At 73.2% G+C, this 25,321-nt stretch carries 24 protein-coding genes; 13 read left to right on the top strand and 11 right to left on the bottom strand.

Annotated features, from left to right (window positions below; translation table 11 throughout):
* Positions 1 to 9: 9 nt before the first annotated feature.
* Positions 10 to 609 (top strand): TetR/AcrR family transcriptional regulator, encoded by a 600-nt coding sequence (locus ACZ3ZE_RS26940; RefSeq protein WP_361179383.1) that lies wholly within the window; start codon positions 10 to 12, stop codon positions 607 to 609.
* Positions 606 to 2,177: a glycerol-3-phosphate dehydrogenase/oxidase gene (locus ACZ3ZE_RS26935; RefSeq protein WP_467261022.1), complete on the top strand. Its 1,572-nt coding sequence runs from the start codon at positions 606 to 608 to the stop codon at positions 2,175 to 2,177. The genes ACZ3ZE_RS26940 and ACZ3ZE_RS26935 overlap by 4 nt, the downstream gene beginning before the upstream one ends.
* A 145-nt stretch (positions 2,178 to 2,322) precedes the next feature.
* Here the strand turns inward: ACZ3ZE_RS26935 and ACZ3ZE_RS26930 are convergent, their stop codons facing one another.
* On the bottom strand, positions 2,323 to 3,396 hold the full coding sequence (locus tag ACZ3ZE_RS26930; protein ID WP_467261020.1) for a chitinase: 1,074 nt from the start codon (positions 3,394 to 3,396) through the stop codon (positions 2,323 to 2,325).
* Positions 3,397 to 3,556: 160 nt separating this feature from the next.
* On the bottom strand, positions 3,557 to 4,975 hold the full coding sequence (locus tag ACZ3ZE_RS26925; RefSeq protein ID WP_361628270.1) for an amidase: 1,419 nt from the start codon (positions 4,973 to 4,975) through the stop codon (positions 3,557 to 3,559).
* A 397-nt stretch (positions 4,976 to 5,372) separates the two neighbouring features.
* Between ACZ3ZE_RS26925 and ACZ3ZE_RS26920 the strand changes: the two genes are divergently transcribed.
* The 4 genes from ACZ3ZE_RS26920 to ACZ3ZE_RS26905 all read left to right on the top strand — a co-directional run bounded on the left by ACZ3ZE_RS26920 (position 5,373) and on the right by ACZ3ZE_RS26905 (position 9,927).
* Positions 5,373 to 5,936 carry an NUDIX hydrolase gene (locus ACZ3ZE_RS26920; RefSeq protein ID WP_467261018.1) on the top strand — a complete coding sequence of 188 codons (564 nt, stop codon included), beginning with the start codon at positions 5,373 to 5,375 and terminating at the stop codon, positions 5,934 to 5,936.
* Between the two features lie 5 nt (positions 5,937 to 5,941).
* The gene (locus ACZ3ZE_RS26915) at positions 5,942 to 6,616 is read left to right on the top strand and encodes a response regulator transcription factor (protein WP_361179370.1); all 675 of its coding nucleotides are present in this window, start codon (positions 5,942 to 5,944) and stop codon (positions 6,614 to 6,616) included.
* 56 nt (positions 6,617 to 6,672) lie between these two features.
* Entirely contained in the window at positions 6,673 to 8,016 is a 1,344-nt protein-coding gene (locus tag ACZ3ZE_RS26910; RefSeq protein ID WP_361628276.1) for a sensor histidine kinase, read from the top strand.
* A gap of 231 nt (positions 8,017 to 8,247) precedes the next feature.
* The gene (locus tag ACZ3ZE_RS26905; protein ID WP_467261016.1) at positions 8,248 to 9,927 is read left to right on the top strand and encodes an alpha/beta hydrolase; all 1,680 of its coding nucleotides are present in this window, start codon (positions 8,248 to 8,250) and stop codon (positions 9,925 to 9,927) included.
* Between the two features lie 57 nt (positions 9,928 to 9,984).
* Here the strand turns inward: ACZ3ZE_RS26905 and ACZ3ZE_RS26900 are convergent, their stop codons facing one another.
* Positions 9,985 to 10,650 carry a response regulator transcription factor gene (locus tag ACZ3ZE_RS26900; RefSeq protein WP_361628282.1) on the bottom strand — a complete coding sequence of 222 codons (666 nt, stop codon included), beginning with the start codon at positions 10,648 to 10,650 and terminating at the stop codon, positions 9,985 to 9,987.
* Positions 10,635 to 11,897 (bottom strand): sensor histidine kinase, encoded by a 1,263-nt coding sequence (locus ACZ3ZE_RS26895; protein WP_361628285.1) that lies wholly within the window; start codon positions 11,895 to 11,897, stop codon positions 10,635 to 10,637. Before ACZ3ZE_RS26895 ends, ACZ3ZE_RS26900 begins: the two co-directional genes overlap by 16 nt.
* A gap of 198 nt (positions 11,898 to 12,095) precedes the next feature.
* Here ACZ3ZE_RS26895 and ACZ3ZE_RS26890 point away from each other — a divergent pair, with 198 nt between their 5' ends.
* Positions 12,096 to 12,527, top strand: a complete 432-nt coding sequence (locus ACZ3ZE_RS26890; RefSeq protein WP_467261014.1) for a hypothetical protein — start codon at positions 12,096 to 12,098, stop codon at positions 12,525 to 12,527.
* A gap of 126 nt (positions 12,528 to 12,653) precedes the next feature.
* On the top strand, positions 12,654 to 14,651 hold the full coding sequence (locus ACZ3ZE_RS26885) for an ABC transporter ATP-binding protein (protein ID WP_467261012.1): 1,998 nt from the start codon (positions 12,654 to 12,656) through the stop codon (positions 14,649 to 14,651).
* A gap of 113 nt (positions 14,652 to 14,764) precedes the next feature.
* Here ACZ3ZE_RS26885 and ACZ3ZE_RS26880 read toward each other — a convergent pair whose 3' ends face one another.
* Together ACZ3ZE_RS26880 and ACZ3ZE_RS26875 are read right to left on the bottom strand one after the other, a co-directional pair.
* The gene (locus ACZ3ZE_RS26880; protein WP_361628294.1) at positions 14,765 to 15,169 is read right to left on the bottom strand and encodes a type II toxin-antitoxin system PemK/MazF family toxin; all 405 of its coding nucleotides are present in this window, start codon (positions 15,167 to 15,169) and stop codon (positions 14,765 to 14,767) included.
* 40 nt (positions 15,170 to 15,209) lie between these two features.
* A complete protein-coding gene (locus ACZ3ZE_RS26875) occupies positions 15,210 to 16,481 on the bottom strand; it encodes a phospholipase D-like domain-containing protein (RefSeq protein WP_467261010.1) in 1,272 nt (423 codons plus the stop codon).
* A 133-nt stretch (positions 16,482 to 16,614) separates the two neighbouring features.
* Between ACZ3ZE_RS26875 and ACZ3ZE_RS26870 the strand changes: the two genes are divergently transcribed.
* Entirely contained in the window at positions 16,615 to 17,928 is a 1,314-nt protein-coding gene (locus ACZ3ZE_RS26870) for a nitric oxide synthase oxygenase (RefSeq protein WP_361179350.1), read from the top strand.
* Between the two features lie 72 nt (positions 17,929 to 18,000).
* On the opposite strand, the gene ACZ3ZE_RS26865 is transcribed toward ACZ3ZE_RS26870, so the two are convergent.
* A complete protein-coding gene (locus ACZ3ZE_RS26865; protein ID WP_361179348.1) occupies positions 18,001 to 18,438 on the bottom strand; it encodes an Lrp/AsnC family transcriptional regulator in 438 nt (145 codons plus the stop codon).
* A gap of 125 nt (positions 18,439 to 18,563) precedes the next feature.
* On the opposite strand from ACZ3ZE_RS26865, the gene ACZ3ZE_RS26860 reads away from it, so the two are divergent.
* On the top strand, positions 18,564 to 19,526 hold the full coding sequence (locus ACZ3ZE_RS26860; protein WP_467261335.1) for an SMP-30/gluconolactonase/LRE family protein: 963 nt from the start codon (positions 18,564 to 18,566) through the stop codon (positions 19,524 to 19,526).
* On the opposite strand, the gene ACZ3ZE_RS26855 is transcribed toward ACZ3ZE_RS26860, so the two are convergent.
* Positions 19,519 to 20,043: a hypothetical protein gene (locus ACZ3ZE_RS26855; protein WP_361628303.1), complete on the bottom strand. Its 525-nt coding sequence runs from the start codon at positions 20,041 to 20,043 to the stop codon at positions 19,519 to 19,521. The two genes, ACZ3ZE_RS26860 and ACZ3ZE_RS26855, sit on opposite strands and share 8 nt — an antisense overlap.
* Positions 20,044 to 20,119: 76 nt before the next feature.
* Between ACZ3ZE_RS26855 and ACZ3ZE_RS26850 the strand changes: the two genes are divergently transcribed.
* Positions 20,120 to 20,503, top strand: a complete 384-nt coding sequence (locus ACZ3ZE_RS26850; RefSeq protein ID WP_361179344.1) for a VOC family protein — start codon at positions 20,120 to 20,122, stop codon at positions 20,501 to 20,503.
* Between the two features lie 13 nt (positions 20,504 to 20,516).
* On the opposite strand, the gene ACZ3ZE_RS26845 is transcribed toward ACZ3ZE_RS26850, so the two are convergent.
* Genes ACZ3ZE_RS26845 through ACZ3ZE_RS26835 form a run of 3 tightly spaced genes read right to left on the bottom strand, consistent with a single transcriptional unit; the run spans position 20,517 to position 23,304 of the window.
* Entirely contained in the window at positions 20,517 to 21,038 is a 522-nt protein-coding gene (locus ACZ3ZE_RS26845; protein WP_361179342.1) for a hypothetical protein, read from the bottom strand.
* Positions 21,035 to 22,618: an ATP-binding protein gene (locus tag ACZ3ZE_RS26840; RefSeq protein ID WP_467261008.1), complete on the bottom strand. Its 1,584-nt coding sequence runs from the start codon at positions 22,616 to 22,618 to the stop codon at positions 21,035 to 21,037. The genes ACZ3ZE_RS26845 and ACZ3ZE_RS26840 overlap by 4 nt, the downstream gene beginning before the upstream one ends.
* Positions 22,615 to 23,304: a response regulator transcription factor gene (locus ACZ3ZE_RS26835; RefSeq protein WP_361179337.1), complete on the bottom strand. Its 690-nt coding sequence runs from the start codon at positions 23,302 to 23,304 to the stop codon at positions 22,615 to 22,617. Before ACZ3ZE_RS26835 ends, ACZ3ZE_RS26840 begins: the two co-directional genes overlap by 4 nt.
* 155 nt (positions 23,305 to 23,459) lie before the next feature.
* Between ACZ3ZE_RS26835 and ACZ3ZE_RS26830 the strand changes: the two genes are divergently transcribed.
* Entirely contained in the window at positions 23,460 to 24,161 is a 702-nt protein-coding gene (locus ACZ3ZE_RS26830) for a hypothetical protein (RefSeq protein ID WP_363292018.1), read from the top strand.
* Entirely contained in the window at positions 24,158 to 25,246 is a 1,089-nt protein-coding gene (locus tag ACZ3ZE_RS26825) for a peptidoglycan-binding protein (RefSeq protein ID WP_361628315.1), read from the top strand. The genes ACZ3ZE_RS26830 and ACZ3ZE_RS26825 overlap by 4 nt, the downstream gene beginning before the upstream one ends.
* The last annotated feature ends 75 nt before the right edge of the window (positions 25,247 to 25,321 follow it).

Raw genomic sequence — 25,321 nt, 5'->3', positions numbered from 1 at the left:
CTGTGACAGATGACGCCCATTCGTCACAACCATGCGGACGCAGATCCCGTGCTCGACGCCGCACGCGACTGCGTGCTCGCCGTCGGCGTACGCCGGACGACCCTCACCGACGTCGCCCGGCGCGCCGGCGTGTCCCGGATGACGCTCTACCGGCGCTGGCCCGATGTGCGCAGCCTCGTCGGCGACCTGATGACCCGTGAGTGGATCGCCGTCGCCGCCGGCGCCATGCCGCCCTCCGACGACGCCCGGCCCGAGCGGGAGCGGATCGTCGAGGGACTGGTCGAGGGGGCCGCCGCGTTCCGGGCGCACCCGCTGTTCGCCAAGATCCTCGACGTCGACCCCGAGCTGCTGCTGCCGTACATCCTCGACCGCCGGGGCGCCAGCCAGGACGCCCTGCTCGGGCTCCTCCACACGGCGCTGGAGGACGGGCACGAGGACGGCTCCGTGCGGCAGGTCCGGCCGGACCTGCAGGCACGTTCCCTGCTGCTCGTCGTCCAGTCCTTCACGCTGTCGATGCGCACCATGACCGACGAGACCGATCCCGAACTGAGCGAAGCCGCCTTCCTCGACGAGCTGCGCACCCTGTTGGAGAGGACCCTCACCCCATGAACCCCACGAGCAGCACCGCCCGCCCCGGTTCCTCTCTGGACGCCGAGCGGCGCCGGCACGAACTGGAGCGGCTCGCCGACGGCGAGACCGTCGTCGACGTCCTCGTCGTCGGGCTCGGCGCCACCGGAGCCGGAGCGGCGCTCGACGCGGCCACCCGAGGCCTCAGCGTCGCGGCGATCGACGCGCACGACCTCGCGTTCGGCACGTCCCGCTGGAGCTCGAAGCTGATCCACGGCGGACTGCGCTACCTCGCCTCCGGCCAGCTCGACGTGGCCCACGAGAGCGCCGTCGAACGCGGCGTCCTCATGGAGCGCACCGCCCCGCACCTCGTGCGCGCCCAGCCGTTCGTGCTGCCCCTCACCCCGCTCGTCAGCCGCGGCCAGGCCGCCCTCGCGCGCGCCGGGTTCGTCGCCGGCGACCTGCTGCGCGTCGGCGCCCGCACCTCGCGCCGCACGCTGCCGCGGCCGCGCACCCTCTCCGCGGTCGAGACCCGGCACCTCGCCCCGGCCCTGCGCCCGGTCGGGCTGCGCGGCGGGCTCCTCTCGTGGGACGGGCGGCTCACCGACGACGCCCGCCTGGTCACCGCCATCGCCCGCACCGCCGCCGCGCACGGCGCCCGCGTCCTCACCCGCACCCGGGCCCTGGAACTCCACGGCGACGGGGCCCTGGTCCGCGACGAGACCACTGGCCAGGAGCTGCGCATCCGCGCCCGTACGGTCATCAACGCGGCCGGCGTCTGGGCGGGCGGCCTCGTCCCGGACATCCGCCTGCGGCCCTCGCGCGGCACGCACCTCGTGCTGCGCGCCGAGACCCTCGGCGTGCTCTCCGCCGGGCTGCACATCCCGATCCCCGGCGAGACGAACCGCTTCGTGCTGGTCCTGCCGCAGGGCGACGGGCGCGTGTACGTCGGTCTCACCGACGAACCCGTCGACGGCGAGGTCCCCGACGTGCCGGAGGTGCCGGAGACCGACATCGGCTTCCTGCTCGACGTGCTCGGCTCCGCGCTGGACGTCACGGTCCAGCGCTCCGACGTGGTCGGGGCGTTCGCGGGCCTGCGGCCCCTGCTCGACGTCCGGGACGAAGGCGGCCGCACCGCCGACATCTCCCGCAAGCACGCCGTGCTGACCTCGCCCGACGGCGTCGTCACCGTCGTCGGCGGCAAGCTGACCACCTACCGCCGCATGGCCCAGGACGCCGTCGACGCCGCCGTGGCAGCCCGCGGCCTGACCGCGGGCCCGTGCAGGACCGCCTCGCTCCCCCTCGTCGGCGCCGCGAGCCCGCGGACCCTCGCCGGTCTCGACCTCCCGCCCCGCCTCGTGCAGCGGTACGGCACCGAAGCGGCGGGCGTCCACGCGCTCGGCGTCGAGGACCCCGCGCTCGCGCGGCCGATCGTGCCCGGCCACCCCGTCACCGGCGCCGAACTCCTGTGGGCGGTCCGCCACGAGGGCGCCCTGGACACCTCCGACCTCCTGGACCGCCGTACGCGCGTCGGCCTGGTGCCGGAGGACCGCGCCGTCGCCGAGGAGGCGGCCCGGGACGCGCTGGCGCGGGGCGCGCGGGTGGGCTGACCGACGGCGAACGGGCGCACGCCGCGCCGGGGAGCCGACGGCGCCCGGACACGTCCACGCGGGCGCTCCTCCGGCACGGCGCCGCCGTGCGCGGGAGGAACGCCCGCTGCCCCGTGGGGGGTTCGGGGTCGGGCGGGTCCGCGGGTCAGCGGCCCTGGAGGGCCTTGACGTTGTCGCCGAAGGTCCAGCCCTTCGAGCCGTCCCAGTTGGCCGACCAGGTCATCAGGCCCTTGAGCTGCCCGCCGTAACGGTTCCACGCCTGGGCCACCAGGGACGGCGACATGTAGCCGCCGCCCGCGCCCGGCTGCGCGGGCAGGCCGGGGGCCTGCTTGTCGTACGGGACCCGGATCGTGGTGCCCTGGACCACCAGGCCCTTGTTGAGGCAGTCGGTCTGCGCGACGAAGCCGGCGACGGTGCCCGCCGCGTAGGAGTCGCCGGAGCAGCCGTACATGCTGCCGTTGTAGTACTGCATGTTGAGCCACCACAGGCGCCCGTTGTCGGCGTACTTCTTGACGATCGGGAGGTACGCGCCCCAGATCGAGCCGTAGGCGACGCTGCCGCCCGTGACGTACGCCGTCTCCGGCGCCATCGTGAGGCCGAACCCGGCGGGCATGCGGGACAGGACCCCGTCGATGATGTACGTCAGGTTGGCCTGCGAGGCGGAGAGCGTGCCGATGCTGCCGCTGCCGACCAGGCCGGTCTCGATGTCGATGTCGATCCCGTCGAAGTTGTACTTCTGCAGGATCGGGACGATGGTCGCGATGAACCGGTCGGCGACCGCGCGGGAGTTCAGGTCGATGCCCGCGGCGGCTCCGCCGATCGACATCAGGATCGTGGCCCCGGCGGCCTTGGCGTTGCACATCTGCGCCGGGGTGGAGACCCGGACGGTGGCGTCCATGCCGTCCCCCCACAGCACCGTCCCGTCCGAACGGATCACCGGGAAGGCGGCGTTGACGACGTTGTACCCGTGGGCGGCGAAACGCGGGTCGTCGATGGGCGCCCAGCCGAACGGCGGGTGCACGCCGTTCGCCGAGCCGTCCCAGTTCTCCCAGTATCCCTGGAGCACCTTGCCGGCGGGCCTCGGCTTGAGGGCGCAGGTGTCCGCCGCGGGCGCGGCGGGCGAGGACGCCGCCTGGGCGGCGGGGGCGGCGAGCGCGGTGAAGGCTGTCAGGGCGGCGAGGCCCGCGCCGAGGGCGCGGGCGATCCGGCGGACTGGCATGGGTGCTCCTTGGGACGTGGGGGGATGGAGAAGGTCCTGGGCGTGCACTCAAGCCGACGGTAGGTTGGTCCAGACCATTCGTCAACAGGTCTGTGACGGTGGATAGTTGGGACTTCGATGGGTGCGGGGGCGCGAAGCCTGCGATTCAGCGCCCCCGGCGTCACAGGTCCTGGATGCGACGGAAGGGGCGGTCCGCCTCCAGCTCGAACGCGAGCTCCAGCAGGGTGCGTTCGGCGCCCGGACGGCCCGAGAACATGACCCCGATGGGCAGCCCGTCGTCCGTCGCACCGGTGGCGGGGAGCGAGAGCGACGGCGTGCCGACGACGTTGTTGACCGGGGTGAACGCGACGTACGCGAGGATCCGTTCGATCAGTGCCGGGTACGGAACGGTCGGGCTGAGGTGGCCGATCGGCGGGGTGGTGTGGGCGAGCACGGGCGAGAGCACGAGGTCGAGGCCGCGGAACGAGGCCGCGTACGCCTCCTTCGTACGCTTCAGCCGTCGCAGGACGCCGGGCGTGCGCCGCCAGTCCTTCACGTACGCCTCGCGCAGGCCCCGGCTGAGGCCGTCCATGCGGCGCCGGTCGAAGTCGGCGCCCAGGGTGCGGCCGGTGACGCCCAGGAGGAAGGACAACAGCCCCCAGTAGGTGAGGAAGTCGTCGGTGAAGCGGGGGTCGAGCGACAGCTCCACCGGCGTCACCGTGTGGCCCAGGCGCTCCAGCCGCGTCACCGTCTCCGTGACCGCCGCGCGGGTGGCGGGGTCGGCGTGGACGCCGTTCGGCGAGTCCACCAGGAAGCCGATGCGCAGTCGGCGCTCGGCGGGGCCTTCGACCAGGCCCACGGGCGGCAGCTTGGGGTTGCGCCAGTGGGTCTCGGCGGCGGCGAGGAACGCGGCCGTGTCCCGTACGGAGCGGCTCACGATGCCGTCGGAGACGATGTCCAGGGGCAGTTGGCGGCTCTGGGCGTTGGTCACGACCCGGCCGCGGGTCGGCTTGAGGCCGACCAGGCCGCAGCAGGCGGCGGGGATCCTGATCGATCCGCCGCCGTCGTTGGCGTGCGCGATCGGGACCGCTCCCGAGGCGACGAGCGCCGCGCTGCCGCCCGACGAACCACCCGCCGAGAAACCGGTGTTCCACGGGTTGCGGACCGGCTCGGCGCCCTCGTACTCCGTGCTCGGGCTGAACCCGAACTCGGGCAGCCGGGTCTTGCCGAGCACCGTGACACCGCTGCTGAGGAACTGACCGGTGAACGGCGCGTGCCGGCGGGCGGGGCGCGGCGCGAAGGCCGCGCTGCCGTGTCCGGTGGGCAGCCCCAGGTAGTCCGTGTTGTCCTTGACGAAGGTCGGCACCCCGGCGAGGGCGCCGGTGCCGGACGCCGCCTGCGGCGCGGGGGTGTCGAGGTGCACCTGCACCGCGTGCAGCCGCTCCTCGACCGCCCGCACACGCTCGGCCGCGTCCCGGGCGGCCTCCGCCGCGCCGACCTCGCCGCGCCGGATCGCCGCCGCCAGACCGACGGCGTCGTGCTCCCCCAGGGCGTCGTCCCGGAAGGCGTGCACCGTGGCCTTCTCCTCGAAAGTCGTCACCGTTACCTCAGTCCCCGATCGTCGTGTGCATGGTGACGGCCATCATGACTTACCGCCGAGTAACAGGCGAGGGTTGACGCCCCGCGCCGCCCCGCCCGATTCCTCGGACAGGTGGGCGAGTGTCGGCGATTCGGCCACCCGAGCAAGAGGGCGCGACGCTCGCGCCGCAAGGGTCGATGCATCCGACACGAACGCATTTTCGCTCCGTCATGGGGTTCGCGACACGTCCGAAATACATGTGTTCGAGGAACCCGGCTGCTTCGTTGAACCACCGGGACCCGTTCGTTCCGAGAGGCGTACCGACTACAGGCCGACCGGTTCCTGCGGGCGTCCGTGCCGCGGCAGGGCGGCCGGGCGCCGTACCCGAACCCGAACCCGAACTCCCGGAGGTCCTGACATGCCGGTCTCCCCCGCCCCACGGCACACCGAGCCGCTCGACGTGCACCTGATGGCCGTCCGGGAAGGCGCGGGCACGGCGGGCGTCGAGGTGCTGCTCTCGCGTCGGGCCGGTGGGGTGTACGCGGCGGGGATGTGGCATCTCCCGTCCGGGCACCTCGACGGGCCGCACGAGGACGTCGTCACCGCCGCCGTACGCGAGGCGCACGAGGAGACGGGGCTCGTGGTGGATCCGGGCGATGTACGCGCGGCGCTCACCGTGCACCATCGCGCTCCGGCCGGGAGGGCGCGGGTCGGGTTCTTCTTCGAGGTGCGCCGCTGGCAGGGCGTGCCCCGGGTCATGGAGCCGGCGGTGTGCGACGGCATGGACTGGTTCCCGCTCGACGCGCTGCCGGAGCCGATCGTCGCCTACTGCCGGGCCGGACTCGACGCGTACCGGGCGGGAAGCCGGATCGCGGTCCACTTCCAGGAGCCGGGCGACCCCGTCGCGTACCACTCCGCCTTCGACCGGTTGTGCCTGGTCCCCGGCCTGGAGGCTGGGCCTCCGGGGCCCCGGCTAGGGTGAACGGCGTGCGCGTACTGCTCGTCGAGGACGACGAAAACCTCCGGTTCGGTGTGGCCGCCGCCTTGCGGGCGGCGGGCCTCGCCGTCGACGAGGTCGCCGATCTGCCGCAGGCGGACGAGGCGCTGTTCGTCACCGCGTACGACTGCGCGGTGTTCGACCGGATGCTGCCGTCCGGGGACGCCGCGGCCTTCGTCGACGGGCTGCGGCGTGGCGGCCAGGCCGTGCCCGTGCTGTTCCTGACCGCGCGGGACACGGTGGCGGACCGGGTGGAGGGGTTCGCCAGCGGGGGCGACGACTATCTCGTCAAGCCGTTCGCCGTGCCCGAACTGGTAGCCCGGGTGCGCAGCCTGTGCCGGCGGGCGGCCACCGTGCGCCCGCCGGTGCACCTCGTCGGAGACCTGGAGGTCGACACCGCACGGCGGCAGGTGCGGCGAGGCGGGGTGCTGCTGATGCTGACGAGCCGGGAGTTCGCGGTCCTCGAAGTACTCGCCACGCGCGCGGACCAGGCGGTCTCCCGTACCGAACTGATCGAGAGCTGCTGGGACGAGATGGCGGAGCCACAGTCCAACGTCCTCGAAGTGCTCGTCTCCCAGCTGCGGCGGAAGCTGGGCGGCCCGGCATTGATCCACACCGTACGCGGAGTCGGATACCGGCTCGCTCCGGACGGCGACGCGCGGTGAGGTCCGGCTTGTCCGGGGGGACGCGGGGCGGCGGGCGTATATCGGCCGGTGGGCGCATGCGGGTCTCCGGGCGTACGCGGGATGGTGGGCACATACCGGCCGCTGGGCGTACGAGCGCGCTCACTCCGACCGCGCGGGTGGTGCGGCTGCGGCGGCGGATCAGTCTGCTGTTCGCGCTGACCAGCGCCGTCGGGCTGATCGCGATGGGCGCGCTGGCCGTGCGCAGCGACAGCGCGCGGTGGCGGGAGCAGCTCGACCACTCGATGGACGCGGACACCAGTTGGGCCCTCGGGCTCCTGGAGACCGACGAGGACGGGCGGCTGGACACCGGCGTCCTGGCAGAGACGGTCACCACCGACTGCCCTCCCCTGACCGTGCTCCTCGTGAACGCCGACGACCCGGACGACGTGACCGTCCAGCACGCGCCGGCCAAGGCCTGTCTGGACGTGAGCCCCGCCGTGGTCCTGGCGGCCGGGCGGGCGGCGGCCCGCGCCGACGACACCCTGGCCTTCGACCGGCGCACGCGGGACGGAAGGCCGGTACGGGTCTTCGCCCAGCCCTTCTACGCGCCCGAGGCGACCGACGACGAGGGCCCGCAGGGCGTGCTCGTCACCGTGGCCGACGCGGCAGGACCGCGCTCCGACCACCAACGGCTCGTGTGGATCGTGACGGGCGGCTGCGCGGTGCTCGTGCTGCTGTCGGCGGCCGTCGGGCACGTCCTTTCCGGCTGGGCGGTACGCCCCGCGCTCGCGGCACTGGGCCGGCAGGAGGCGTTCCTCGCGGACGCGGCGCACGATCTGCGCACCCCGGCCGCCTCGCTCCGGACGCTCGCCGAGACGGCGCTGCGCGGCGAGACGGACAGCGCGGAGGTGCACCGGCGCACCCTGCGCCTGGCGGAGGGCATGGGCCGGCTCGTCGACGGGCTGCTGACCCGGGCCCGGCTCATGTCGGGCACGGCCACGGTGGCCCGTCAGCCGCTGCGGCTCGACCAGTTGGCGGAGGCGGTCGTCGACGAGGCGCCGGTCGCGGACCACCGGGTCCGCGTCGAGGCCGAGGAGACCGTGGTGGTGGCCGACCCCGATCTGGTACGCCGGGCCGTCGGCAACCTCCTCGGCAACGCGCTCGCGCACGGGCACGCTCCGGGCGTTCCGGCGGACGTGCTCGTGACGGTGACCCGGGACGGGACGCTGACGGTCGAGGACGCCGGTCCCGGGCTGCCGCCGGAGGTCGCGGGCGCGTTGTTCGCACGCTTCCGGAGCGGGTCCGGGTCCACGGGGCTCGGTCTGTCCATCGCGTCCTGGGTCGCCCACGCCCATGGCGGCACGCTGACGGTGGAGCCCCGAGAACAGGGCGGGCTGGGCGGGGCCCGGTTCGTGCTGCGACTGCCGACGTCGGACTGACGCCCGGCCGGGACCGGCAGGCATCGGGGGGGGTGGCCGCCGGGCCGCAGGGGTGGGGCGGCCGGTTCTCGGCGACGCCGGAGCGGCCGGGTCTCGGGGGCGGGACTGCCGGTTCTCGGGAAGGGGCGAGGCTCCCGGGTCGCGGATCGGGCGACCGGAGCTGCCCACAGGCACCCGGCTCGTCTCCGGCGCGCACCCGCCACCGCCTCAGCAAATCCTCAGCATCCGCGCGTGATCATTCCCTGGTCCGACCAGCTACGGGAGTACCTCGTGATCCGCGCCGCCGCACGCCGCCGTCAGGCCTTCGTCATCGCCCTCGCCGTCCTCGGCACCACGTCCCTGGCGGCCTGTACGGCCGGGAGCACCGCCGCGCCGGGCCGCCCAGGAGCCACGGCCGCCTCCGCCGATCCCGCCGACCGCCCCGACCTGCGGCGCTTCTACGGTCAGCGGCTCGCCTGGCGGGCCTGCGGCGACTCCTATCAGTGCGCGGATCTCACGGTGCCGATGGACTACTCCCGGCCCGGCGACGGCAAGACCTTCGTCCTGCCCGTGGCGAAGGCCGCCACGTCCACCGCCGGCCGGCGGATCGGCTCCCTCCTCTACAACCCGGGCGGTCCGGGAGAGCGTGGCGTGCAGGCACTCAAGGACGGGCTCGCCGACGACCTCGGGCGCGGGGTCCGCGAGCGGTTCGACATCGTGGCCTTCGATCCGCGCGGGGTCGGCGAGAGCAGGCCGGCCCTGACCTGCCGCACCGGAACGGAGTCGGACGACGCGTCCCCGGCAGCCGCCGCCATGCCGCTCTACCCCCGTACCGCGTCCGAACGCGCTGACGCCCTGGCGGGCGCGCGGGCCACGGCCGACGCCTGCCGGAAGGCCAGTGGGCCGTTGCTCCCGCACGTCGGGACGGACGACGCGGCCCGGGACCTGGACGTCCTGCGGGCGGCGCTCGGCGACCGGAAGCTGACGTACGTCGGCTGGTCGTACGGGACGAGCCTGGGCACCTCGTACGCCGAGCAGTTCCCGCGCCGGGTCCGGGCGATGGTCCTGGACGGGGCGGTCGACCCGTCGCTGGACTGGCGGCAGCGGATGCTGGGCCAGGCCAAGGGCTTCCGGGACGCCGTGGCGGACTACGCGGACTCCTGCGCCGCCACGGTCGGCGACGCCTGCCCGGGCGCCACGCCCGAGGAGATACGCGCGCTGATCGACCGGCTGCTCCGGCGGACGCGGACGGAGCCGCTGCGGGTGGACGGTTCCGAGGACGGGCTCGACGCGGCGGGCCTGGTCTCCGCGCTCAGCCTGTCCATGTACACACCGGAGGCGCAGTGGCAGGGCCTGTCCGAGGCGCTGCGGGAGGCGGACGGCGGGGACGGGACGAAACTGGCGGCTCTGGGGACGGGAGGGGAAGAGGAGACGGAGGAGGAGCAGGAGTCGGGCACGGCGTCGGACGACGAGAGCCAGTCCGAGGAGAGCCCTTCCGGGCAGCCCTCCGTCCCCGAGGACAACAGCGACGCCGCCCTCATCGCCGTCAACTGCCTGGACGTCCCCCACCCCCGCGACGAGCGGGCCTACTGGGACGCGCTGGCCCCCGCCGACAAGGCGGCGGGCGTCTACGGCACGTCCGGCCTGACGGGCGAGCTGGTCTGCAAGGACTGGCCGTCCGGTCGCCAACAACCGCACCGGGTGGACGCGGCCGGCGTCCCGCCCGTGCTCGTCGTGGGCACGGAGGGCGACCCGGCCACCCCGTACGGCGAGGCGGTCAGCCTGGCGCGCCAGTTCCCCGGTGGCATGCTGCTGTCCTTCGAGGCGGCGGGCCACACCGGCTACGGCCGTAACGCCTGCGTCGACCGGAAGGTCGAGGAGTACCTGGTGTCCCTCGCGAAGGTCACGCCCGGCACGACCTGCGCTCCGTGAAGGACCGGACGCGCCGGGGACGCGGACGGGCGACGGCGCTTCGGGGCGGATGGTGGATCAACCAGGCTTCTTCTCCCCCGAGTTGTTCAGGTACGCGAGAACGGCCAGCACGCGCCGGTTGGTGTCGTCGTCGGAGGCGAGCCCCAGCTTGCCGAACATGGAGGTCGTGTATTTGCCGACCGCGCTCTCGCTGAGGAAGAGACGTTCGCCGATGGCGCGGTTCGACAGGCCCTCGGCCATGAGGCCGAGCACTCCGTACTCGCGTTCCGTGAGGCGCTCCAGTGCGCGTCGCGGGGAGCCGCCGCCGAGGAGTGCGGCGATGACGGCCGGGTCCATGGCGGTTCCGCCGCCCGCGACGCGTTCGAGCGCGCCGATGAACTGGTCGGCGTCGAAGACGCTTTCCTTGAGGAGATAGCCGACGCCGCCGGAACCGTCGGCCAGCAGCTCGCGGGCGTACAGCTGCTCGACGTGCTGGGAGAGGATCAGGACCGGAAGTCCGGGGGTCTCACGGCGGGCGGTGAGGGCCGCCCGCAGGCCCTCGTCCGTCTGGTTCGGCGGCATGCGGACGTCGATGACGGCCACGTCCGGGCGCCAGGTCCGCAGCGCGTCGAGGGTCTCGGGTCCGGTGCCCGCGGTGGCGACGACCTGATGTCCGTACGCCTCGATCAGGCGGACCATCCCGTCGCGCAGGAGGTAGAGGTCTTCGGCTACGACGACGCGCATGGCACCGAGATTCTCATACGGGTCGGGCCGCCCGCCGGGCTGTCGACGTCCAGCCTGCCGTCGAAGGCGGCCAGGCGGCGGCGCAGCCCGTCGAGACCGGCGCCGGGCCGGACGTCGGCGCCACCCCTGCCGTCGTCCTCGACGTCGGCGACGAGGACCGCGCCGGTGCGGGTGAGGGTGACGTGGGCGCGGGTGGCCCGGGCGTGCTTGGCGGCGTTGGTCAGGAGTTCGGCGACGCCGAAGTACACGGCGGACTCGACCGGCGCCTCCAGGCGGATCCCCGGTGGCCCGGCGCTGACGGTCACGTCGAGGGGGATGTCGAGGGCGAGGGCGCGGACGGCGTCGACGAGTCCGCGCTCGTTCAGGACCGGAGGGCTGATGCCCCGCACCAGTTCCCGGAGTTCGGCGAGCGAGGCGCCCGCGCCGGCTCGCGCGTCGCGCAGGAGTGCCCTGGCACGGTCGGGGTCGGTCTCCATCAGCTTCTCCGCCGTCGCGAGGGACAGGCCGAGGGCGACCAGACGGGCCTGCGCCCCGTCGTGCAGGTCACGTTCGATGCGGCGGAGTTCCGCAGCCTGAGTGATCGTCATGTCCGCCCGCTGGGTGCTGAGTTCGCCGACGCGGTCGGCCAGGGCCATGGCGGTCGACGGGCGCAGGAAGCGGACGGCCACCGGCTCGACGGGCCGCCAGGCGTACGGGGAGACGCCGGCGGCCGCGATCAGTGCGAGTGCTCCGGCGAGGCGGGCGGCCGGTTCCGGCCGGGCGAGCCCGAGGACGGCGGCGGCCAGTCCCGCGGGCGGGAGACAGGCCACCAGGCCGGCCGTGAACGGCACGACGCAGGTGAAGCGCAGGTCACGCCAGGTCGCGGGGTCGCTCCAGCGGATGCGCATCCGCTGGTCCATGACGGCGTCGCGGCGGGTGCGCTCGTAGCCGAAGCCGTTCCACCAGTAGCCGGTGCCCATTTCCGTCACCGGCGCGGCCTGCCGGTACCCGGCGGGGATGACGGTGCCCGTCCACCGCGCGACGAGGAAGCGGACCGCCCGGCAGACGGGGCGGGACAGCGCGAGCGTGGCGACGCACACCAGGACCGCGGGGGCCGACCACGACCAGGGGTTCCCCGCGCCCCAGTGGATCCCCAGCGCCAGGGCGGCGGCCCATACGGCGGGAACCAGCAGGGTGACGGCGGCCACGGCACAGGACCGTACGACCCCGACAGCGATCCGCTGCGGCCACGAACCCGGCTCTCTCATGTTCCTTCCTCCGCCTTCCGCGCCTCGGCCACGGCTTCCGCCCGGCCCGCGCCTTCGCTTCCGTCCGGTGCGTGCCTCCACTCTGCCTCGCGCCAAGCCCTCCGACGGCCCGCTGCGCCGGGGAGTGGGTCCAGCCCCACCCCTCTGTGGGTCCAGGCCGATACCGGCGCCGTCCGGTGCTCCGTAGCGTCGCCGGGCATGGAGACCCACACGCACAGCAGCAGCACGACCGGGACCGTCGCCACCCGTCAGGCCTTCGGGAGGGCGAGGGCGTACGTCGCCGTCTACGGCGCGCTCGGTGCCGCCGTCCTCGCCGTGGTCGTGGTCCGCGCCATGACCGGGCACGCGGTGAGCTCGTTCATGTGGGGCCGCTCGGCGGGCGTCCTCGTCAGCGCCGCCGTGGCCTACTGGCTGACCGTCGCCGCCGCGCGCGGAGCGCGATGGGCGTATGTGCGCGTACGGATCATCGCGGTGGTGATGCCCTTCGCGATCGTCGTCATCGACGTGCTCCCCGGCACGCTCCCGGCCTGGTTCATCGCGCTCCAGGCGGTCTGCGCCGTGGCCGTCGGCGCGGCCGCCGTTCCCCTCAACGGGGCGGGGACGCGGGCCGCGTTCCGTACGGCGCGCTGACGTGGCGTCGGGCCTGGAGGCGGGTCGGTCACCCCCTGGGGTGATCCCGGCGGGCGTGGGTGCGCGGGGCCTCCGGGCCGGGTAGCCCGTTCCTTCCGTCGCCACTCCACCGAAGGGACCGGACCCTTGCCTTCCGACAGCGACAGCGACAGCAACAGCGCCGGCATCGGCATCGGCATCGGCGAAAGCGCCGACCCTGCGGAGTCCGTCACCGACTCCGCCCCACCCACCGAGCAGTACCGCTACGTCCAGCCCAAACTGGCCGCGCTCGACGGCAAGTCCACGTCCCCGTGGGTGATGGTGCGCCGCCTGCCCCAGCTCGTCCGCAGAGGGCTCGCGCTCGGCTGGCGGGTGGATCGCCGTGCCGTGACGGTCCTGCTCTCCTGCCAGGCGCTCTCGGCGGTCCTGGAGGCGGCGGGGCTCGTGGCCACCGGCAGCACCATCACCTCGCTCGTCTCCGCCGGCGACATCCACGAGCGGCTGGCGGAGGCGCTGCCGTCGATCGTGCTCATCGGCGCCGCCGTCGCGGTGCGTGCCGTGCTCGGCATCGTCATCTCGAACGTCTCCTCGCGCCTGTCGCCGCGGATCTCCCGCGAGGCCGAACTGGAGATGCTGCACGCCGCCGCGAACGCCGAGCTCACCGCGTACGACCACCCCGGCTTCAACGACAAGTGGGACCACGCCGACCGGGGTGCGGACGTCGCGAAGGACCTGATCACCGAGTCGCAGATGCTCATGTCCTGTCTCGCCTCGATCGTCGCCGCGGCCGGCGTCGTCACGGTCCTGCACCCCGTGCTGCTGCCCCTGCTCGTCCTGGCCGTGCTCCCCCAGGCCCTCGCCCGGATGAAGGGCGCCCATCTGCACTGGGAGAGCAGCCGTGCCGTCTCGGCCGAGCGGCGCACGCTCGGGCATCTGCGCTGGTACATCGCCGACCGGCAGATCGCCGACCAGCTCCGCGCGGGCACGATGTTCGGCTTCCTGCTCGGCCGGTACCGCGAGATCGGCGCCCGCGTCGACGCCGTCACGGACCGGGCCATCCACCGGGGCGCGCGCTGGGCGTTCGCCGGGTCGCTCGCCGGCGGGGTCGCCTCGGCGGTCATGTGGGGCGCGCTGGTCGGGCTGCTCGCCACCGGCCGGATGACGCTCGCGACCGCCGGAACGGCCGTCTTCGCGTTGCAGACCGTGAGCAACAACCTGTACGGGATCGTCGGCTACGGCACCCAGATCTTCCGCACCGGCCTGTACGTCGACGACTGGGTCGACTTCATCACCGAGGCCGGCGGCCATCGTCTGGACCGGGGTGCCGTCGTCCCCGACCCGCCCTCGACGGTACGGGCCCAGGACCTGACGTACAGCTATCCCGAGGCGGACGAGCCGGCCCTCGACGGGATCACCCTGGAGGTGCGGGCCGGGGAGGTCATCGCGCTGGTCGGGGAGAACGGTTCCGGCAAGACCACGCTGTCCAAGCTGCTCGCCGGGCTCTACCTCCCCACCGGGGGCACGGTCACCTGGGACGCGCGGGACGTCCGCACGCTCGACCCGTACGCGATGTGGAGGCACACCGCCGTCGTCCCGCAGGTCTTCGCCCACTGGCCGCTCACCGCCGAGGAGAACATCACCCTCGGCCAGCCGCGCGGCGACGCCCGGGAATCGCTCCACCGGGCCGCCGAACGCTCCGGCGCCGCCGAGGTCGTCCAGGGCCTGCGCAGCGGCTGGAACACGCTGCTCGCGCGCGAGTGGTTCGGCGGCGTCGAGCTCTCCGGCGGCCAGTGGCAGCGCCTCGCCATCGCCCGCGCCTTCTACCGGCCGGGCCTCCTCGTCCTCGACGAGCCCACCAGCGCCCTCGACGCCCGCGCCGAGCACCGCATCTTCGCCGGACTCCGCGAGATCGCGAAGGACCGCCCGGTCGTCCTCGTCACCCACCGCCTCGCCAACGTCGCCGTGGCCGACCGGATCATCGTGCTCAGCCACGGCCGGATCATCCAGCAGGGCACCTACACACAACTGGCCGCGCTCCCCGGCCTGTTCCGGGAGCTGCTGGAGCTCCAGAACGACCGGGGGATCCCCGCGCAGCGCGCGTCGGACCCCTCCGGGTCCGACGCGGGTACGGGCGCGACCGCCTAGTACTCCAGCCCGTAGATCGTGATCTTGCTGGTGAGGGGCGCCGCGGAGATGACCAACGTCGATCATCTGGACGGGATCGCCCACACCATCGGCGGCGTCCGTCCCTGGCCCGCTCACTCCACTCCACCGAGGCGGAGGGCATCCTTCATCTCGCTGAGCTTCGCGGCTGCCGTCGCGGTCCACTCCCTCGGTTGTTCGGCGACACGGAGGGCGTCCTCGATCTCGCTGAGCTTCGCGGCGGACAGCACGCCTGCCCGCTCGACCAGGTCGTCACGGGACACGGTGGTCAGCCACGTGCAAGGGGTGAAGCCTGGACGCGAGAACGCGAACCGCAGCACTCCTTCGAAGGGCAGTCCTTCCGTAGCACCCACGGCCACTTCGACGCCCAGCTCGCTGATGTCGACGCCCACCGGAGCGACGACCTGCATCGCCCGGAGCCCGGACGCCTCGCCTCCCGGCAGCAGCACGACCGGCCGTCGCTCCTCGAACTCGACCCACCAGACTTCGCCGCTCTGCATATGTCCTCCTGGCACGAGACCGCAGTGGAAACGGGGGCGATCAGCGGCAGGCGGCCGTGTCGTCGGAGGTGCCCGGGTAGGCCGCGGCGCGCACCTGCCCGAAGTTGGTGACGAAGGCGTCGTACACCGACGGTGTGGTGATCCGGAGCATCGCCTCGTCGTTGTCGCGGAGCGCCGGGCCGCTCCAGTTGTGGCTGCCCGTGAAGACCAGCTTGTCGAGCACCCCGGCGTACATGCCGTCGATCATGAGGTTCTTGGAGTGGACGATGCGGTTCGGGGTGCCGGGGTCGGCGTCGTGGTCGTGCTGGTAGCAGCGGGTGGTGAGACGGGTCTGGCCGTGCAGGGCGTTCCATGTGCCGCTGTCGCTCTCGCTGTAGACGAGGTCGACGGTGCATCCGGCGGCGGCGAGCGCCCGCAGCTTGTCGGCGACGGCCTGCCGGGTGATCTTCAGCATGGCGGCGCGGATGGCGGTGCGGTGGGTTCCGGCGGAGTCGGTCCAGGTGCAGCCGACGTTGTCGAGGGCGTTGACGACGGTGTCGGTGTCGTCCGTGGTCCCGGCGCGCGGGAAGAAGTACGCCTTGTAGTCGCCCGCTCCGGCGTACGTGTAGGTCCAGTGGGCGCGGTCCTGCTGGGCGAGTGCCGTGAAGTAGGAGGTGTACGCGGAGTACAGGGTGGGGTTGCCGGCGAAGGCGACGGCGCTGTTCCAGTAGCGGGAGTAGTTCGACGGCGTCAGGTTGGACGTCATCTGCAGCACCGCCTGTGTCACCGCGCCGCCGCCGACGCTGCTGAAGAGTAGGAACTTGTTGTGGTTGATCCCGCTCGTACTCGCCCCCAGACAGGACCGGCCCGCCGCGCACAGGGTGACGTACGAGCTCTTGGTGATGTCGGTGCCGAGCGCCGCCTTCAGCGTGTCGTACGAGGCGGGGCTCCCCGCGGGGTCGCTGAAGCTCGTCTCGTCGAGGACGACCTGGACGTTCACGCCGCGGGCGGTGTGCGCGTCGGACAGTTCCTGGGCGACGGTGGTGTCCCACAGGTGGTACATCGCCATCCGGATCGTCGACCCGGTGTCGGCGGCGGCGATGAACTCGCGCGCACGGTCCCGGACGGCGTTCTGCCGCGCCGGGTCGGCGGACGTCGGGTCGTTGAACACCGGGCCCATCTGCGGCGACCCGGCGACCACGTCCTCGGCCGCCGTCCCGGCCGGCACCGCTCCGTCCCGCGCGCTCGCCGCCTGCGCGGGGCCGAGCACGCCGGCCGCGAGCAGGAGAGCCAGTCCGGTGACGCCTATGCGTCGGCGGATGCTGGAACGCATGAATCCCCCTCGATCTGCTGCTGGTTGAAGGAACGACCCTAGCCGCAGCACAAACCGGGCACCCTACCAGCGGCACCTCACCTCCGGGCCGGTTTGACTACTCTCCACACTCGCGTGGCTCCATGGGGTAATCATGAGCGCGGGAGGGAACACCTTGGTCTTCAGCCTGAGCCGCCGCCGCAAGTCCGTATCCGCATCCATATCCGCACCCGCGACCACGCCCGCGTCCGCTTCCGTGTCGACGGCCGCGCCCACGCCCGCGTCCGTGCCGGTCAGCAGCGCCTGCCCCTATACGTCGTCCACCCCCGGGCACGACGTACCCGCCGCCGTGGCCCGCGTCCGGTCCGGGCCGGAGGCCTCGTCCGGTCTCGCCGACCGGCGGCAGGCGGAGAGCTTCGTCCGGCAGTTCCATCACGAGCAGCCGGGCGAGGGGGACGTGGAGCGCAGGGTCCGGGCGGTCCTGGACGAGATCGACCGGACCGGTACCTACGAGCACTCCCCCGCCGAGCTCGCCTTCGGCGCGCGGGTCGCCTGGCGCAACGCGGCGCGGTGCATCGGGCGGCTGTACTGGCGCAGCATGGTGGTGCGGGACCTGCGTCACCTGACAGACGCGGACGCCATCGCCGCCGCGTGCTTCGAGCACCTGCGGCTCGCCGGGAACGGCGGCCGCATCCGCCCGACGCTGTCCGTCTTCGCCCCCGAGCGGCCGGACAGGCCGGCGCCGCGGATCGTCAACGATCAGCTCGTACGGTACGCCGGACACCGCACCGCGGACGGCGACTGGATCGGCGACCCGCGCACCTCGCTCCTGACCGCCCGCGCCCGGCACCTGGGCTGGAAGCGCGACGAAGAGGCCTTCCAGACGCTCCCGTTGATGGTGCAGGAACGTCCCGGCCTGCGACCGGACTGGTACGAGCTGCCGGACGACACGGTGCTGGAGGTCCCGCTGCGGCACCCCGATCACGCCTGGTTCGCGGAGCTGGGGCTGCGCTGGTACGCGGTGCCCGCGATCAGCGACATGACGCTGGAGATCGGCGGCGTACGGTATCCGGCGGCGCCGTTCAACGGCTGGTACATGGGCACGGAGATAGGCGCCCGCAACCTCGCCGACCCCGAACGCTACGACCTCCTGCCGGTGGTGGCGGACCGGCTGGGCCTCGACCGGACGTCGGAGCGCACGCTGTGGCGGGACCGGGCGCTGGTCGAGCTCAACGTGGCGGTGCTGCACTCCTACCAGGAGGCCGGGGTGACGATGGCCGACCATCACACCGAGTCGGACCGGTTCCTGCGCCACATCGCCCAGGAGACCCGCCTCGGCCGGTCCACCCCGGCCGACTGGAGCTGGATCGTCCCCCCGATCTCCGGCTCCGCCACCTCCGTCTTCCACCGCTACTACGACCCCGTGGACCCGGCCGTCCGCCCCGCGTTCCTCCCCCGAGAGGCGTGAACCGCCGCGCGCCCGCGACCACGGCAGGGCGGCCGGCGGAGGGCCGCCCGCCCTGCGGGGGGGGGCGGGAACTCACCCGGGCGGGACCGGGCGCTCGAAGAAGGTCTCCAGGACGACCGTGGCCTGCGTCCCGCTGACCCCGTCGATCGCGTAGATCCGGCGCAGCACGTCCTGGAGTTGCTCGGTGGTCGCCGTCCGGACCTTCACCAGCACGGAGGCGCTCCCGGCGATGACGTGCGCTTCCACGAGTTCGGGGAGTGCGGCGAAGTCCCGCGCCGAATCGCCCATCCAGGCGGTCGAGTCGACCATCACGTACGCGAGGACGCCACGGCCCACCGCCGCCGGGTCCACCTCGACGGTGGTGCGCCGGATGACGCCCGACTCCCGCAGTTTGCGTACGCGTTCGTGGGCGGCGCCGGCGCTGAGGCCCACGGCCCGGCCGAGTGCGGCATAGGACTGGGTGGCGTCCTGCTGGAGCTGTGCCAGCAGCGCGCGATCTATGTGATCCACAACTCTCCGTTCGGCTTCGTCTTGCCGAGACCGTATCCCATCCATCAGTCTCACTCACAGACCGAAGGTGATTCGGTAGCTCTCATCGCGAGGAGAACGGCATGCCCATTCCCGTGCCCGTGCCCATGTCCGGCGAACGCCCCGCCCTGTACGAGATGTTCGACGAGCGGTTCCGTACCGACAGGTGCATGAACGGCGACGCGGATCTGGAGGTCCTGTACACGGGCTGCCGCTGGGCTGAGGGACCGGTCTACCTGCCCGCCTGGCGGCAGGTGATCTGGAGCGACATCCCCAACGACCGGATGCTGCGCTGGGACGAGGAGACGGGGGCCGTCGGCGTCTTCCGGCGCGCCGCCGGCCACACCAACGGCAACACCCTCGACCGCGAGGGCCGCCTGATCACCTGCGAGCAGGGCAATCGCCGGGTGACCAGGACCGAGCACGACGGCACCGTCACCGTGCTGGCGGACCGTTGGGAGGGCAAGCGGCTGAACAGCCCGAACGACGCGACGGTGAAGTCCGACGGTTCGATCTGGTTCTCCGACCCGGACTTCGGCATCACCAGCGACTACGAGGGCTACCGCGCGCGGAGCGAGATCGGTGCGAACAACGTCTATCGCGTCGACCCCTCGACCGGCTCGGTACGTCTGGTGGCGGACGGCTTCGGCGCGCCGAACGGGCTGGTCTTCTCCGCCGACGAGCGGCAGTTGTTCGTCTCCGACACGCGCGCGGGATTCATCCGGGTCTTCGACGTGCGCGAGGACGGCACCCTCTCGGACGGCAAGGTCTTCGCCGACGCCTCGGCCCGCCCCCGGGCCCGTTTCGACAACCTGCGCTTCGACGACGGCGGCCGACTCTGGGCGGCGGCGATGGACGACGGCGTGCACTGCTACGACCCCGACGGCACCCTCATCGGGCGCCTCGACGTCCCCGAGGCGGTCGCCAACATCTCCTGGGGAGGCGCCAAGCGCAACCGTCTCTTCATCACCGCCGAGACCAGCCTCTACTCCGCCGTCATGGCCGTCACCGGGACCCACCCGACGGGGCCCGGGCAGCGGCCATGGCCGGACACCTTGCACCTCAGCTGACGAACTCCTCATCGCCGTAGCGGACTTCGGCGTCGTTCCAGTCGACGCCGAGCGCCTTCGTGAACTTCCGGGCCATCGGCAGGTCGGCGAGCGGGGCGACGAGGACGAGGCGCCCGTCGAGGGTGGTCGAGCCGCCGCCGAGGGCGTCGCGGTCCTCGGGGTCGGCGAGGAGTGCGCCGTGCAGGTCGGCCTGGCTGACGCCGGGGGCCTGGATCTCGACCGCGTCGGTCTCCGGCGACGTCCTCGGCAGGCAGCGGAACGTGAGCACCGCCTCCTGGTCGTACCGCTTGGCGATGACGCCGGCGATGTGGCGGACCCCGTCGCGGCCGACCTGGTCGACGTCGAACCTGCGCGAGCGCTCGTAGGTGGCCTCCTCCGGGTCGGAGGACCAGAAGACGCCGTTCAGGAGGGTCGAGGTGCCCGGGCGGGCGCCGTTGGCGCTGATGATCGCGCGGACCTCGTGGTCGAAGCGCTGGAGGCGGGTCCGGAGCCGGGGGTCGGCCCGCGTGGGTCGCACCGCGCCACGGACCGCTGTCCAGGACCTGCGTACGACACGGGGACGCACGCGCCACCCGCCCCCTACACTCACCCGCATGGCATGCCGCATCAGTGAACTGGTCATCGACTGCGCCGATCCCGAACGACTCGCCTCGTTCTGGAGCGAGGTCCTCGGCTACGTCGAGCTCGACCGCGAAGAGGACGGAAGCATCGAGATCGGCCCGGCCGAAACCGGGTTCGGGGGCCCGCAGCCGACGCTCATCCTCAGCCCCAGCGACACTCCCCGGGCCGGGAAGCTGCCCCTGCACATCGACGTCAACCCCACCGACCGCGACCAGGACGCCGAGCTGGAGCGACTGCTCGCCCTGGGCGCCAAGCCCGCCGACGTCGGCCAGACCGGCACCGAGAACTGGCACGTCCTCGCCGACCCCGAAGGCAACGAGTTCTGCCTCCTCCACGCCCGGATCCAGCCGCTCTGAACTCCCGCGGCGGCTAGTCACCCATGAACTGGGAGCAGCGGTACGGGCCCAGGGGGCGGCCCTCGCCGTTGAGGGTGACCTGGACGTCGTCCGGGCGGATCGTGGGGTGGAGGGCGGACTGGGCGCGGGCGAGGGTGCAGACGACTTGGCCGTTGACCAGGTCGTCGCGGCGGTTGCCGGAGAAGGTGGTGCCGGGTGAGCTGAGGGTCACCCGGGTGCCCTGTCCCGTGGCGTCGTACGGGAGTTGGCTGACGAGGGTGGTCAGGCCCCTTTTCTGTTCCGGTTCGGTGGGGCCGGCGGCCAGGAGTTTGAGGGCCGCGTCCAGTTCGGTGATCTGGACGTCGGGGCGCGAGACGCCTTCCAAGTGGCCCGTCGGTGAGACGAAGTAGAGGCGGAGGCCCTTGGTGAGGCCGGTCGGGGGTTCGCCCGCGCCGATCACTCCGCTCGGCTGTATGCCGCAGGAGGTCAGCGCGGCCGTCAGCAGGACTGCGACGGTGGCTGTCAGGGGGCGGACGACCGGGGATGTGGGGGTCATGCGGTGGGGGCCTTCGCCTCGGTCTCGGTGACGGTATCGGGCTCGGCCACTGTCTCTGTCTCTGTCTCGGGCTCGGGCTCGGGCTCGGGCTCGGGCTCGGGCAGGGGGAGGCTGAGGGTGAGGGCGGCGCCGCCCTCGGGGCGGTTCGCCGCCTCGATCGTGCCGCCGTGCAGGCGGGCGTTCTCCAGGGAGATGGCCATGCCGAGGCCGCTGCCTTCGGAGCGGGTGCGTGCCGCGTCCGCCTTGTAGAAGCGGTCGAAGACGTGGGTGAGCGCCTCGGGTGAGAGTCCGGGGCCCTGGTCCGTGACCGTGACCACTGCCTGGTGGCGTGTGCTCGTGAGCGTGAGCGTCACCGGGGGCGCTCCGTGGCGCAGGGCGTTGCCCACCAGGTTGGCGATGATGACGTCGAGGCGGCGCCGGTCCAGCGGCGCGCGTACGCCGTCGGGGAGTGCGGTACGGACGGCCTCGCTCCAGCCGCGCAGGGCCAGGCTCGCCCGGATCGCCTCGGCCAGGTCGGTGTCGGTGAGGGTCAGGCGGGCCACGCCGGAGTCGAAGCGGGACATCTCCATCAGGTCGTCGACCAGGCGGGACAGCTTCGCCGTCTCGGCGCTGACCGTGCGGGCGGCCTGGGCGGTGTCCGGCGGGAGCTGGTCGGCGTCCTCCTCCAGGACGGTGGCGACCATGGTCATCGCGGCGAGCGGGGTGCGCAGTTCGTGGGAGACGTCGGCGACGAAGCGCCGGGCGCGTTCCTCCTGGTCGCGCAGGTGGGTGACCGAGGACTGGAGTTCGTCGGCGGTCTCGTTGAAGTCCTGGGCCAGGTTGCCGAGTTCGTCGCGTCCCTTGACCGTGACCCGGATCGAGAGGTCGCCTTCGGCGAGTTTCCTGGTCGCCCGTCCCAGGTCGCGTACCGGGCGCAGGACGGCTCGGGCGGAGAGCAGGGCGAGGAGCGCGGAGAGCAGGACCACGGGGACGACCCCGTCCCGTACCGCCGTGAGCAGGGCCGCCGTGTCGTCCTGCTCGGGTCGCAGCGAGGTGACGGCGTAGATCTCCAGGCCCGAGGCCCGCCCGTCGTCGCCGAAGGTGACGGGGGTGCCGACGACGAGGTACGGGGTGTCGTGGCGGGTGACGCGCTGGAAGCTCATGGCCGAGCGGGTGCGGACGGCCTCGCGCAGTTCCGGGGTGATCCTGCTCGGGTCGGCGAGCCCGTCGGAGGTGCCCTGGAGTTCGCGGTAGCGGCTGATGACGAGCGGGGCGCCGTCGAGGCTCTGCGAGACGCGTTCGGCGAGTTCGGTGAGGCCGCGTTCGGTCGGCGGCAGGTCGACGTCGGGGGCGATGGCCGTCACGCGGTCGTGGAGGTTGTCCTGGAAGGAGTCCTGGGCGCGTTTGAGGATCGCGGTGCGCGCCTCCCGGTACGCGAGGACGGTCGCCGTGGCGGAGCCGGTCAGGGTGACGAGGACGAAGGTGACGACGAGACGGGTGCGCAGGCTGCCCAGCCACGGCCCGCGGGGGCGGCGGGACCGTCCGGAGCCGGTGCCGTGTTCGGGGGCCGGGCCCGGCGGCGAGGGGCGTCGTGGCTTCATACCGGGCCGAAGCGGTAGCCGAAGCCGCGGACCGTCTGGATGTAGCGCGGTCGCGCCGGCTCGTCCTCGATCTTGGCGCGCAGGCGCCCCACCGCCGCGTCGACCAGGCGCGAGTCCCCGAGGTAGTCGTGGTCCCAGACGCGTGCGAGGAGCTGCTCCCGGCTGAGGACCCGGCCGGGTGAGGCGGAGAGTTCCAGGAGCAGGCGCAGCTCGGTGGGCGGCAGGGCGACGGGGGTGCCGTGCCGGGTGACGGTGAGGCCGGCGCGGTCGAGGACGAGTCCGGTGTACTCGGAGCGTTCGGGGTGCGCGGGCTGCGGCTCGGCCCGGCGCAGGGCGGCCTTGATTCGGGCTTCCAGGACGGGCGCGGTGACGGGCTTGACGACGTAGTCGTCGGCGCCGGCCTCCAGGCCGCGCACGATGTCGGCGTCGTCGCCGCGGGCGGTGAGCATGATGACGGGCAGGGTGGAGCGGGCGCGGAGGCGGCGGCAGACCTCGAAGCCGTCGATGCCGGGCAGCATCAGGTCGAGGACGACGAGCTCGACGGCCGTCCCGGCCGGGCTGTCGAGGAGGGCGAGTGCTTCCTCACCGGTCGCCGCGGTGTCGACGTCGTAGCCGTGTCGGCGCAGGACGAGTTCCATGCCGTCGCGCACGGCGGCGTCGTCCTCGATGAGAAGCACATGGGGCATGCGTCCGATTATGGGTGAGGATTTCGCCGGGTACCCCCAGCTCAGGGCCCGGATCCGCGGGCCGGCCGGCATTGTTACCTCCTCATCATGTGGTGTTACGTGTTCATGCAGCGGGGCGGGAGAGACCGTCACGTGCGCGCCTGAGAGTCGTCCGCATGACATCGAACGCCTCGAACGCCCCGACCACCTCGCGTGCCTCCGCCGGCGGCTCCGCCGCCCGTACGCGCACCCGTCCCCGTCCCCGTGCCGTCCTCGCCGCGCTCCTCGCGCTCCCGGTCCTCGCCTTCGCCGTCGCCTGTGGCTCCGAGGGCGGGGTCAAGGAGGCCGGCGTCGCCACCGTCCCGGACGAGTCGACGGCGGCCTCCGCCACCCCGAGCGGCACGGGCGGTGCCGGCGGTGCCGGATCGTCGGCGGCCGGCGGCAAGGGCGCCTTCTACGACGCGCAGATGAACTACGTGCGGTGCATGCGCGGCAAGGGCGGTGTGAAGGAGTTCCCCGACCCCAAGCTGAGCGGCTACCTGGACTGGACGAAGATCGACGAGCTGAGCCCCACGTACCCGGAGGTGTCCAAGGGCGGCAAGAACGGCGTCTGCGTGACCGAGATGACCGCGGCGTCGCAGCAGGAGCCCGAGCGGGACGCGCAGACGGAGTACGAGTCGATGCTGGCGCACGCCCAGTGCATGCGCGAGAAGGGCGTGTCGCGGTTCCAGAACCCGACGATGTCCGGTGGCAACGTGATCCCCGGCGGCGATCCGAACCCGGCGAGCCCGTCGTTCGACCATCGCTCCCCCGCTTACAAGCAGGCCGTCGCGGCCTGCAAGGACAAGCTCCTCGACGGCCTGGACGGCATGCAGTGACGCGCCGCAGGACCCTTCTTCTCGGTGGCGCGCTGGCCGTGGCCCTCGCGGGCGGTGCCGGGACCGTCGTGCTCGGCGCCGGGCCGGAGGCCGAGCCTGCGGGCGGTGGGCAGGGGCTGCCGCCCGCCACCGCCACCGTCGTACGGACCGACCTGGTGAGCAGCAAGACCGTCGACGGCCGGCTCGACTTCGCGGGCCGGCGGCCGGTGAAGGCGGCGGTCCCGGGCACGGTCACGGTGGCCGCCGAGGAGGGCGCGACCGTACGGCAGGGGCAGGCGCTGTACGAGCTCGACGACAAGCCGGTCACCCTGCTGTACGGGCCGGTGCCCATGTTCCGCGAGATGCGGACCGGCGACCGGGGTACCGATGTCCTCCAGCTCGAACGCAATCTGCGCGACCTCGGGTTCGGCGCCGGGATGTACGTGGACCCGCGGTTCGACGCGGCGACGGAGGCCGCCGTCAAGCGGTGGCAGAAGTCGCTCAACCGGGAGCCGACCGGGCGGGTCGGCAAGGGGGACGTGGTCTTCCAGCCGGGCCGCCTCAGGGTCGTCTCGGCGGACGCGGTCCTGGCCGACCAGGTCGGGCCCGACAAGCCGGTGCTCACCGTCGCCTCGCCCCGTCCCGTCGTACGCGCCGATCTCGACCAGGCGGATGCGCCGCTGACCGCGCCGGGCACCCGCGTCGAGGTGACGCTGCCCAGTGGGGCGACGGTACGGGGGAAGGTGACCGGGACGGTACGGCCCGGCGGCGACGGGGCCGGCGGTGGGGACGGGGCCGGGGGCGGGGGTGCCCGGGAGGGGATCACCGTCGAGGTGACCCTCGACGACGGGACGCCGGCGGGCGAGGACGCCCGGGCCACGGCGAGCGTGAAGTTCGTGAGCGAGAGCAGGAAGGGGGTGCTCGTGGTGCCCGTCGAGGCGGTGGTGGCGCTGCGCGGCGAGAACGGCGGCTACGGACTCGAAGTCGTCGAGGGCGGCACGAGCCGGATGGTGCGGGTGGAGACCGGCATGACCGCCGACGGGAAGATCGAGGTCAGCGGCGCCCAGCTGCGCGAGGGGATGCGGGTGGGGGTGGCGGCTCCGTGACCGCCCGCCGTCGTCGATCCGTCGCCCCGGACGGCGCCGACGCGCCCGTCCCCCGTGGTGCGGCGGGCTCCGCCG

The sequence above is a fragment of the Streptomyces sp. NPDC023157 genome (assembly GCF_055560575.1).
The sequence above is the reverse complement of the archived record's forward strand: the minus strand, read 5'-3'. Positions and strand labels throughout refer to the sequence as shown.